Annotated in this window: 6 protein-coding genes and 2 pseudogenes; 4 read left to right on the top strand and 4 right to left on the bottom strand. The window is 43.4% G+C overall.

Annotated features, from left to right (window positions below; genetic code table 11):
- Window positions 1-32: 32 nt before the first annotated feature.
- The 4 genes and pseudogenes from NPUN_RS44140 to NPUN_RS16975 form a co-directional block, all read left to right on the top strand.
- Window positions 33-5096: a calcium-binding protein gene (locus NPUN_RS44140; protein ID WP_012409757.1), complete on the top strand. Its 5064-nt coding sequence runs from the start codon at window positions 33-35 to the stop codon at window positions 5094-5096.
- Between the two features lie 672 nt (window positions 5097-5768).
- Window positions 5769-6842 carry an IS66 family transposase gene (gene tnpC / locus NPUN_RS16990; RefSeq protein ID WP_012409756.1) on the top strand — a complete coding sequence of 358 codons (1074 nt, stop codon included), beginning with the start codon at window positions 5769-5771 and terminating at the stop codon, window positions 6840-6842.
- A gap of 111 nt (window positions 6843-6953) precedes the next feature.
- A pseudogene (locus tag NPUN_RS40115) lies at window positions 6954-8119 on the top strand (IS630 family transposase).
- Window positions 8120-8140: 21 nt separating this feature from the next.
- A pseudogene (locus tag NPUN_RS16975) lies at window positions 8141-9085 on the top strand (AIPR family protein); the annotation flags it as partial.
- 46 nt (window positions 9086-9131) lie between these two features.
- On the opposite strand, the gene NPUN_RS41970 reads toward NPUN_RS16975, so the two are convergent.
- The 4 genes from NPUN_RS41970 to NPUN_RS16960 all read right to left on the bottom strand — a co-directional run bounded on the left by NPUN_RS41970 (window position 9132) and on the right by NPUN_RS16960 (window position 11720).
- A complete protein-coding gene (locus tag NPUN_RS41970) occupies window positions 9132-9275 on the bottom strand; it encodes a hypothetical protein (protein WP_167315639.1) in 144 nt (47 codons plus the stop codon).
- 21 nt (window positions 9276-9296) lie between these two features.
- Window positions 9297-10607: an IS701-like element ISNpu5 family transposase gene (locus NPUN_RS16970; RefSeq protein ID WP_012409221.1), complete on the bottom strand. Its 1311-nt coding sequence runs from the start codon at window positions 10605-10607 to the stop codon at window positions 9297-9299.
- Window positions 10608-10670: 63 nt separating this feature from the next.
- Window positions 10671-11153 carry a hypothetical protein gene (locus tag NPUN_RS16965; RefSeq protein WP_012409755.1) on the bottom strand — a complete coding sequence of 161 codons (483 nt, stop codon included), beginning with the start codon at window positions 11151-11153 and terminating at the stop codon, window positions 10671-10673.
- Between the two features lie 150 nt (window positions 11154-11303).
- Window positions 11304-11720 carry a four helix bundle protein gene (locus tag NPUN_RS16960; RefSeq protein WP_012409754.1) on the bottom strand — a complete coding sequence of 139 codons (417 nt, stop codon included), beginning with the start codon at window positions 11718-11720 and terminating at the stop codon, window positions 11304-11306.
- Window positions 11721-12161 lie beyond the last annotated feature (441 nt).

The raw sequence follows: 12161 nt of genomic DNA, 5'->3' as shown, positions 1-12161 counted from the left end.
TAATGTAGTTACATTTGTTAGGAGTTTTACTCATGTCACTAGCTTCCTTGCTCAAAAGTCAACCTGTGATCTCGGCTGAAGTTGATATTAGAATCATTTTCATTACTCCTATTCCCATTCCTCGCAGTGCAAGTTCTACACCAACAGTAACTATTCCCGTCAGCATCAGCAGTCTACCGGATTTAGCCTTGGGTGATGCTGGCAATAACACCATTTTTGCTAACCCGAATCCACAGAACATCTCATTTCCCGATCTCAAAGGTACTATCACTGTCCCAGACTTGATTGGTAGCAGCAATGAACAAGTGACAATCATTCCTGCTCAAAACTTTACTCTTCCCAATACTCCTAACTTTAGTTTTTTGGCCGGATTCGGAGGCAGCGATCTTCTCAATGGGTTGGATCAAACCGATATTATATTGGGCGATGCCCTTGGTCCTAATGATGATGGCATTGATGGCAACGATACCCTCAATGGTTTTGGGGGCGCTGATATTCTGATTGGTGGAGGAGCCAACGATCAAATATTTGGTGGAGATGGCAATGATATCCTCCTTGGCGACTACCTCCCAGGTATACCAACCACGACTATTACAGGCAGCGATCTAGTTCCTTCTGGTTCTGTTCCTTCGCCGATTATTTTCAATCCCTCAGATTTCAGCTTCCGAGATCCCAGATCCAACAACGCCCTATTCCCTGCTTTAGACTTATTTTTCATTGGCATTGGATCGGGTTCAGTCAGCAATGCCAAACTAACTCTTGGTGCGATTAACATTACCATTGGTCCAGGTAACGAAGGGAATGATTTTCTCTCCGGTGGTAATGGTGATGATATTGCTTTTGGCGATCGCGGTAACGATACTATTAACGGTGATGCAGGGAGCGATGTCCTCATCGGTGGCGCAGGAAGTGATGTAATCAATGGTGGAACCGAGGATGATGTCCTGGTAGGGGATTATGTTATTACCCAGAGTCAGTTTGACCTGGGAGCAGCAGGCAACGACACAATTTCAGGTGGCGCTGGCAATGATATCATCCTTGGTGATGGCGGTAACGATAGCCTAGATGGTGGAGATGGTACTGACACCATCTTGGGTGGAGCTAATAACGACACCATCAGTGGTGGGGTAGATAACGACATTATTTTCGGTGACTATTTTATCCCACAAGGATTTGATGTTGTTAACAATGGGACAACTTCTGTCATTGATTTAGGGCCTGAAGGTAATGACTCTATTTCTGGAGGTACTGGTAATGACATCATTAGTGGTGATGGTGGTAACGACACCATCAATGGAGACCAAGGAGAAGACATTCTCATTGGCGGAACTGGTAGAGATAGCATCAGTGGTGGTAGCGAAAACGATGTTATCCTGGGCGATTTCCTAGAACTACCCAACGCCTTGAAGAGTTTGTTAACACCAGCTCAATTGGCACAAATCCCTGGGATCAATAAATTTGGAGTCTCCGGCGGTGACACAATATCTGGAGGTGCTGGTAACGACATCATCAGTGGCGATGGTGGTGATGATAACATTAATGGTGATGAAGGAAATGACACCATTCTGGGTGGCGCCGACAGCGACAACATCAATGGTGGCATTGGTAATGACATCATTTTTGGTGACTACTTCCTGCCACAAAGATTTAATACTGTTAGTAATGGTGTAAGTACTAGCATTGATTTAGGACCGGAAGGAAATGACACCATATTTGGTGGCGTGGGCAATGACATTATCTCCGGTGATGGTGGCAACGATAATATTGACGGCGGTGATGGTACTGATATTATTCTGGGTGGTTCTGGCAGCGATGTTCTGAATGGTAGTGCAGGTGATGACATCATTATTGGTGACTACTTACTATCCCTGAATCAAGATGATTTATCGAAATTTTTAACACCCCAGCAACTAGCTCAGTTTGCAGATTTGCTGACAACAGTCCCTGGTGTTGGCAAATTTGACAAACCAGGAAACGACTCTATATTTGGTGGCGCTGGTATTGACATCATATCAGGTGATGCTGGTAATGACACGATAGATGGCGGTGAAGAGAGAGATAATAGCGCAGATTTTGATACAGTCCTCTATGTCACCTCACCTAGTGGAGTAACAGTCAACATCGATGAACAGAGCGGCTATACCAACCCTGGTGGTTCTATCCATATAGACTGTATTAGTGAAAGAACCATACCAACTGACCTAGAACCGGAATTTGGGATTAATGCAGGTACTGCCTACGATGGATATGGAAATGTAGATACCCTCAAAAACCTTGAAAACATCGTCGGTTCGACCTTTGATGACATTTTAATTGGCAACTCCGAAACCAACATCATTGAAGGCTTAAGCGGTAATGACCTGCTAGTTGGTAACGCTGGCTACGATGTACTGGATGGTAATGACGGCATTGATACAGTTAGTTACCGACGTGACCCCAAGGGAGTCACAGTTACTTTAGGATTTCTCTCAGTCCCAGGATTGGGTATCGCCTTTGATGGATTTGGTAGCATTGATGCCCTCAATAGTATAGAAAATATCATCGGTTCTAACTTTAACGACCAACTCACAGGTGACATCAACAAAAACGCCATTTACGCAGGGGGAGGTAACGATACAGTATCTGGAGGCGGTGGAGATGACATCCTCTTTGGTGAAGATGGGAACGACATTATCAGAGGCGATGACGGTGACGACTTCCTAGTTGGCGGTAAAGGTGCTGATACCCTGGATGGTGGTTTCTTCGGCACAACAATACTCGGATTTATTGGCGTTGATACAGCTTCCTATTTCAATTCAGGAAGTGGAGTTGCAGTCAGTCTGACCACAGGAACAGGCTCGGCTGGAGATGCCAAAGGAGATGTGTTGACAGGCATTGAAAACCTAGAAGGTTCAGAATACGACGACAATCTGCAAGGCGATGCCGGCAATAACCAAATCTGTGGATTGGGTGGCAATGACTTAATCTACGGTGAAGCCGGGAATGATACCCTAAATGGTAACGAAGGTAACGATCGCCTTTATGGTGGCAATGGCATCGATATCATCTCTGGAGATAATGGCAACGACCAACTCTATGGTGAAAATGACAATGACCAGCTGTTCGGAGGTAACGGTGACGATCTACTAGATGGTGGTCAAGGATTGGACACTCTCTACGGTGGAGATGGTGATGACCAACTCTATGGTCGCCAAGGCGATGACCAACTGTATGGCGACTCTGGCAATGACCTGCTAGATGGTGGTGACGGTAATGACCTGTTATTTGGTAACGCTAATAACGATCGCCTCTTTGGTCAAGCAGGTACAGATATTTTGTATGGCGGTTCTGGTGATGACTATCTAGATGGAGGCGACGGTAATGACTCGCTCTATGGTGATGCCAATAATGATATCCTCTACGGTCAAAGTGGAGATGACTATTTAGAAGGCGGCGATGGTAATGATGGACTATTCGGGGGTGCAGGTCAAGATACGCTATTTGGTCAAGCGGGGGATGACAAACTTGATGGTGGTGATGGCAATGACAAACTCAATGGTGGTGATGGCAACGATGTTCTCTATGGCCAAGCGGGTGATGACTATCTGACTGGGCAAGCCGGAGATGACTTTTTAGATGGTGGTCAAGGTAACGACTTACTGTATGGCAACGATGGCAATGACCAACTCTATGGTCAGCAAGGAAATGATTTCATTTATGGTGGTGCAGGTAGTGACTTCTTAGACGGTGGTGAAGGTGATGACTTCCTCTATGGCCAAGGCAGTGATGACCGCCTCTACGGACAAGCAGGGCGGGACTTACTTGATGGTGATATCGGCAATGATGTCCTGGATGGTGGCACTGGGGATGACCAGCTCTATGGTCGCGATGGTATAGACTCCCTAAATGGTGGTGCAGACAATGACCTATTAGTAGGTGGACTTGGCAGTGATTACTTGTTGGGTGGTGAGGGCAATGATTTCCTTTATGGCGATGATGAGACTCATACCTACGGGAATGGCTATGGTGACAGCTTATCCGGCAATAACGATACCTTGGATGGCAGTATTGGCAATGACAACCTTTATGGTGGCTTCGGTAACGACTCACTCATCGGTGGTGACGGTAGCGATCTCCTAATTGGCGATGACCAATTAATTACTGGTGAGGGCAATACCTACAACAGCGACACTTCTACTTTATACAGTGGTAACGATACCCTGATTGCTGGCGCTGGTGATGATTATCTAGAGGGTAGTCTGGGTAGAGACTCTCTATTAGGTGGAGAAGGAAATGATTTCCTCTTTGGCGATTTTCCATTTTTTGCAGGTCAAAGCAATAAAACCGAGGGTCAGTTCGATGAGAGTCATGGCTATAATAACGATACCCTGGATGGCGGTAGTGGTCATGACTATTTAGAGGGCGGCTTTGGTAATGACTTGCTCTTTGGTGGAGAAGGCGATGATTTCCTCTATGGTGATTTCGGTAATGGCTACGGCTATAACGACAATCAATTTAATACTGTTGATAATGGTTATGACTTTTACGGCAGTGGCAACGACTACCTTGATGGTGGTGCTGGCAATGACTATCTCAATGGTAATGATGGCAATGATACCCTAATCGGTGGCCAGGGCGATGACTACCTAGTAGGCGGTAACGGTAATGACCAACTCTACGGCGAAAATATTCCAGGGGATAATCAAAAAATTCCTACAGATTCTCTGGTAAAGATTTCTGTAGATCATAATGGCAAACCCCAGTTCCAGGATATCGCTTACAGAGATATTCTCTTAGGTGGCAACGGTGCTGACCTACTGGTTGCGGGTAGCGGAAACTCAGTCCTAGATGGTGGATTTGGTAATGATACCCTGTATGGTAGTGCGGGAATCGATCAATTCGTACTTTATCCTGGTGCTGGCAGTGACATTATTTACAATTTTGTCAAGGGTCAGGACTTTATCGGATTACGCAACGGTCTTACCTTTGGACAACTGAGCATTACCCAAAATTCTAAGGATACTGCGATCGTCATTAGTGAAACTAAAGAGTTATTGGCTACATTAATTAATGTTCAATCCAGCACCCTGAATGTCTGGGATTTCTCTGCTGCCTAGAGCAGACAATCAGCTCAATTTAGCTCGGATTTCTTTAAAGAAACACATGACGTAAGTCTTATTTCGCAAGGCTTTTAAAGGATGGATTATTTTGCATAGCTGGAGAAATTAGCACAACTTCAAGACCCCTGAGATTTTTTAGGACTTTGTAACCAGACCCTGCAACTTTTGGCCTGGTTACAACCAACACGAGCGATCGCCAAATGCTTTTTGAAATTTGGTGGTGCAACAATTCAGTGGCGGGTCTGAATCCTCCACTGATAGCGCAGCGTAAAGCCTACGGCATAGCTCCGCTTAGAGCGAGTCCGCGTTCGCTTTTAGCGTCTCGCAGAGAGCGTCTTTAAGACCACCTTTCTTTGAGAATACCGTCAGGGATATGGAAAAAACGAGCATCCATAAACGAGTCACTTTAGGAGATGGAGGAGATAAAAAACACACAATTGTTTTATTTAAGGGCAAGGCGATAGAGATTATTTGCCCCAAACTCAGAACTTGCACAATCACTGACTCACAGTAACAGTTTTGATGGAGCAGTAAACTACTCATAACCTACGCCACCAATAGCCAATCGCACACCACAGACGTACCTCGCATCCAAACTTAACGTAACCGTTCAAGGGGTTGTCAGGCGATCGTCAATTAGGACGGCCAAAATCTGGTAATGTGAGATTTATGGAAAAAAAGTGCCCAGCCTGCGTCGAGGAAATACACCTTGTTGATTGGGAAAGAACTCCAGCCAGTGTCCAGAAACTGGTAGAGGGAATGGGGCAGCAAATCGAAAGCTTAGAAAAACAATTGGCGGAAGTTCTCACAGTCCAAGAACAGCTATTAGAGAAGGCCAATCGTACATCCGAGAATTCATCATCTCCCCCCTCAGCAGACCCACCCGGATTTGGGAAGAAGCAGGAGAAAAAGAAAAGTAACAAAAAACGGGGAGGGCAACCAGGTCATTCAGGTCATAGTCGTGACTTGTACCCGATAGAAAAATGTCGCTTTGTTCACAACCACCACCCGATAACATGTAAGAGTTGTGGAGAAAGCCTAAGTGGAGAAGACGCTTTCCCCTATCGACATCAGATAGTTGAGATTCCGCCGATTGAACTGATCGTTATTGAACATCGCTTACACCAATTGACCTGTGGGCAATGCGGTACGAATACTCGTGCAAAATTGCCCGACGACGTGAACCCAAGTGAGTACGGAGTAAGAGTTGTTGCAATGGTGGCGCTGTTAAGTGGAGTGTACCGCAATAGTCAGCGCATGGTGCAAAGCGCTTTGGCTGACTTGTTTGGCATTTCAATGTCATTGGGAACCGTAAACACACTCCGAATTGAAGCGAACAATGCAGTTGCCAATTGTGTGGATGAAGCAAAACTTTACGTCCAGCACTCAAACGTAGTGGGAGCGGATGAAACAGGCTTTAACCAAGGTAATATCGACGGTGGCAATCCGAAACAGCGTCAAGCTTGGCTATGGGTTGGAGTCACACCGTTAGTCACATTTTTTGAAGTTGCCTTGACTCGTTGCACCTCTGCTGTCAAAAACCTATTGGGTGAAAACTTTGCAGGTATTTTAACCTCAGACCGACACGGTGCGTACAACTGGGTAGACATAGAACGTCGGCAAAGTGCCACGGCGCATCTGCGACGGGATTTTATCAAAATCTCTGAACGTCCTGGAATATCTAAAGAATTAGGAACTGCACTGGTTAAACACCTGGAAAAGTTATTTGAGTTATGGCATTGAGTCAGGGATGGAACTCTAGATCGTTGCGATTTTGTCGAATTAGTAGTGTACCAAGGTAACTTTGCTAAGTAAAACCTCTAATTGGTAAAATAGCCAGAAACGGGGTGTAACATGGCAAAAAAGTACATTGTTGACTTGAATGAAGATGAAGTTTCCCAACTGCAATCGATAATTAAGAAAGGTAAGCATAAGGCAAGAACCATAAGCCGTGCAAACATTCTTTTGATGGCTTCCGAAGGAGAAACGGATCAAGCGATCGCTAGCATAGTTAGAGCGCATGTTGCAACAGTGCAACGAATACGAGAAAAATTTGTCATTGGAGGGTTAGATTTTGCTTTAAAGGATGAAGTTCATCCACCAAAACATAAAAAATTAGATGAAAAGCAAGAAGCATTTTTGATTGCAACAGCTTGTTCTAATCCGCCAGAAGGAAGAGTGCGTTGGACAATGCATTATTAGCAGATCATTTAGTGAACGTTGGTATCATAGATTCAATCTCAGATGAAACAGTACGTCAAACTTTAAAAAAAATGAAATTAAGCCTTGGTTGAAAGAACAATGGTGTATTCCTGAAGTTAACGCAGAATATGTTTTCCGAATGGAAGATGTGCTGGATTTATACAATGAGCCTTATGATCCTAAACGCCCTGTAGTCTGCTTTGATGAACGTCCATACCAATTAGTAGAAGAAGTAAGACTTCCTTTGCCACCACAGCCAGAGCAACCTGAACGTTATGATTTTGAGTATAAACGTAACGGGACAGTAATTTATTCGCATGTTTTCAACCCTTGGCTGGATGGCGGCATATCGAAGTTACAGAACGTCGAACTAAAGCCGATTTTGCTAAACAAATGAAAAATTTAGTAGATGTTTCCTACCGAGATGCCGATGTTATTCGTTTAGTAGTTGATAACTTGAATATTCATACACCCAATGCATTATATGAAGTTTTTCCACCAGAAGAAGCACGTCGAATTATTCAAAAGTTAGAGTTTCACTATACTCCTAAACACGCTTCTTGGTGAGCCAGTGCGTTGGGCGGGTTCCCCGACTTGAAGCAACTGGCGAACCCGAAGGGCTGAATCAGGTAGAAATCGAATTATCTGTTTTATCTCGCCAATGTTTAGAACGGCGTATTCCTAATGCAGAAACATTAACTTCTGAGATTGCCGCTTGGGAGAAAAAACGTAATCAGCAAAAAGCTAGTGTTTATTGGGGTTTTCAAACCAAAGATGCTCGCCGAAAAATGGAGCGTTTATATCCAAATTTAACATAGCAAAGTTAGCTTGGCAGACTACTAGAAGTATTAGAAGCTAGCGAGGGGGGTAGCGATGGCATTATCAATGGAGGTCACACAGTTTTAGCGTTTGAGCAAGCTAAAAATTACAAATATGACCTAACCCAAGCCAGAGTCAAAGTTACCATCCACATCGGACTCCAGGAAGAGGAGGCTAAAGATATAGCCCTCGCCTCAAATACCACTTCTCCTGTGGATTCTCGCTCCAAAGTCAACGCCAGGGGAGATTACAAATTTATCAAGCAGTATTTAGCCCAGTTAGAAAGAGCAGAAGATAGAAAATTTAGAATAGCCTATTACCAAAACCAAAGTGGCGCTCCTAGAAATGCTCAGTGTAATGTTAACCACTTGTTCAAGCTTCTAAACTGCCTCGACAGAAATAGATACAATCCCGACGGCAATAAACGAAGCAAGCACCCTACAGGTACGAATACCCCAAGCCAAATCACAGACACTGAGAGAGAAAGATTAACTCTTCTATTGCCTCTACTTCCCAAAGCTCTGTGGATTGAGCAAAGACTGTACGAAATCATCCAAGAACATATCAGCAACCCCAGAAGAAAGGGTGTCAACGACTTAGCATCAATCGATACACGCAAAACTACCCTTCTCCCCGACAGCAAGTACTCGTTTGGGTTTGGTGCGCCAACTGACCTGGCACTACCCATAATTGCATCCTATCGGGTATTCCTAGACCAAGACTATAACTGGATTATTCCTTTTGACGAATTCGCCGAAAACTTTCTCCAACACCTGTGGGGTAACTATTACCGTAAATACTTGATATCGGAGAAAACAGCAGGAAATACAGTGGGGACTAAAATTTGTCGCAATCAAGAAATTTGGGAAAGTCTGTACATTTCGGCCCAAAGTTATCTCAATCAGCACTTGGTGAAAATTGTCAATTCCGCCAAGCGTGAAGAATTAACGCTCACACAAGGCTAAAATCTCCACTAAATAATTACAGCAGATTTCAATCAAGTCAGGTGAACTACACCAAGTGTTCTGCTGCGGGGACACCTGGTGCTTGAAAGCATAAAAGAAAGGCGCAGGCGAATTTATTCTCTACGAGACGCTGCGCGTTAAGCGTAGCTATGCCGCAGGCTTTACGCCGTCCCCATTCTTCAATTCCCATGCTTAACCCTGTTGTGTCACTTTAGGCAGAGGAAAAATAGAAATCAGGGTCAGTCAGGGATATAAAAGTAGGATAGGTAAGGTAATAAACAACAGATTGGAGTTTAGCAAATCCCAAAGATAAATGAGGAATAGGAAAAACTGAAAGCCAAGGCTGAATTAAATTAAATAGGGTAAAAGGTTGAAGGATGAGACGGAGATTATTGAGAATATTCTTCCAACCTTTACCATTATCCCACCTCTGATGTGAAGCAAATGTTGATTGAGAATCTAGGGGATAAGGGCGCAGAGATTCTGAATGAAGACTAACCATTAAGTAGGCGCTACAAATAATCTCCCACCACCGTTCAATATCTTCATAGCAAGTAAAACGATAATCTGCCCAACCTAACTGATTCTTACTTTGTTTTAAACCATACTCAACCCATGTCCTAAAGCCATAGAAATTCCCAACTTCTCTTGGTGTAATGTCTGGGTATTTACTCATTACATACCAGGTAGAGTTTCCAGGTAAGTTAAGAGTGTCTGTAGTAATTTGCCAATACCTATGATTGCTACGTTTGCCATGTATTATTTCTCTAATAAACCGATTCTCACTACTTAAGTCAGAGAATACTCTTTTAAACTTATGCCAGTTTAAATATTGAGTATACTGACCTTTAAGCAATGCTACAGAATGGTTTGAGCGAATTGCTACTAGATAATTTAAATCTAATTCATCTAATACGGGTATAAAATTTGTGCTACTCTCACCATATAAGCTATCTGCTAGTACCAAGTTGAATTTGAATCCCATTAACTGTAGCTTGCGTATTAGCATTGCCCCGATTTGAGGCTTAGTAAGATATTTGTCTCCTGGCTTTAATTTTTCTCGTGGCTTGTATACTTCAAACAGCAGTGGAAATGTCATTCCACAGAACATACCGTAAGCTGTGACTGCCACAACGCCATTCTCTACTTTTCCTAAATTGCCTATGTACTGACGTTTCACATAATCTGTGGTATTACCTTTCTTTTTATCTCCTGTTTCATCAATAATTAAAATGATTGGTCTTCCTTTTAGTACCTCTAAAATTAGTTGTAATCGCAAAGCTCTTAACTGTTCTACTGACCATGATGGTGTAGTTAAGAAATGATGTAGTCCTTGATAGTTATCTAGCCCGACAATTTTCGCTATTTCAGGTAGACTTTTCCGTTTTAAATCGGAAATACATCCTATATGTAGATATTTGAAAGCTTCAAAATTCCTAACATCTGAAAACAGGTTTTTATACCATAAGCAATATTCATCCACAAACTTGACGGTTTTTATGGGTGAACGAGGCTCTACCATGCTTTATGTCTTGGTTCTAGGCTTTGTACATTATTATACTACCGCGATAGTGACACAAGAGGGTTAAGTTAACGGTAGTTCAGCACCGGAGTCTTCTCCAAAAAGCCAATCGCCATCACTGTTTGAATTTACCTCGCCATCCACTTGAAGATTTAAGGAAGGCACCAGCTGTTCAATTTGGCTTTCAAGTCGGGAGAGCGCCAGCGCCAAAGAAGCAAGTTGCTCCCTATCCTTCTTAATTTCATTTGAAATCCCCACCCGCAATTGATTTACCCTTTCCTGGAGCGTATGCACTTCCGTTTTGGTCGCAGAAGGAATACTCACTTTCTCTGACAGGGCGGCGATTTGAACTTTCAAAGCTTCAATTTCGGCAGCAGTTGCACTATCTGCACTATTGGGACTCTCTTCTACAAGTGCGTTTCTAATACAATCCAGCACAAACTCTTTAAAAGTTAAGCGCAAATCCTCAGCACGCTGCTTGGCCTGCTTCACCAACTCCCGGTCTTCTTCTGAGAGAAGTTTTATATTTATCTGCGGATATTCCACCAGTCCCTCGCGCTTTTGTTGTCCAGAAGTGAGAAGTGAGAAGAGTCGGGGAAGTGGGGGAAGTAGCGGGAGTAGGGGGAGTAGTGGAAGGAAATGCTCTTTCTCCCCCAGCTTCAAAAGCGATGGAATGGTTATTTACTTGCAAGTCTCTTAGTGCTTCATCAACCAAGATTCCGAATGATTAATCATATTGACTAATCCACTCAAAATCTGGTTATAGGTTCCGTAGAGTTCTCGACCAATCTCAACATCCAAGTAACCACATTTAACACTAAACTCTATCCAGGTTTGAGTTTCGGCTGCTTCTGATTCACAATCATTCAATTTTGCGACGAATGCTGCCTCATATCGACGCTTTCTCCATGCCTCAGCTAAATTCGCACACACAGAACGGGATAGCGAAGCGTTAGCGACGTTAGGAGCGTCTGAACGACGAATTTGATCGGTAAGCGAATACCTTTCCTCCACAGGAAACTTTTTCGATAATTCAAAAATTTGCATCGCCATATCAAATGCCATCTTATAAATTTCTAAATCTTGGTGTTTTCTAACCAGTTCTTTAACCATTTGCTTCTCTGTCTAATATTTACTCACTCCCCCTACCTCCCCATCTCCCCCTACTCCCCCGACTCTTCTCACTACCATCATCGCATACGGGATATCCGCGTATATACGATATAGATGATTTTATATGGGCAATTGGATCGTGTCTGGGAAACAACTATCATAAAGATACCGTTGGGAGATATAGCCGCGATCGCTATTCCTTTAAGCGCCGATTCATTGGACATTTGTGGAAAATGCATATATATATCCATCATTGCGGTGAACCGACTTGCAATACTTGTAACGAACTGGACTAACCTTAAGAGTAAGACTTAGGAACTGGCTATCTGTCCAGTAGCAGAGCTAGTTGTCTAGCTTTGTCCACTGTTTGGTGAATAGCTTTGGGCTTACTGTTTTAGACTGGTCAAAAGGAATGTAATTATACCAAAACCTTTAATTTAT

Origin of the sequence: Nostoc punctiforme PCC 73102 (assembly GCF_000020025.1) — a bacterium.
GTDB lineage: Bacteria > Cyanobacteriota > Cyanobacteriia > Cyanobacteriales > Nostocaceae > Nostoc > Nostoc punctiforme.
The sequence above is the reverse complement of the archived record's forward strand: the minus strand, read 5'-3'. Positions and strand labels throughout refer to the sequence as shown.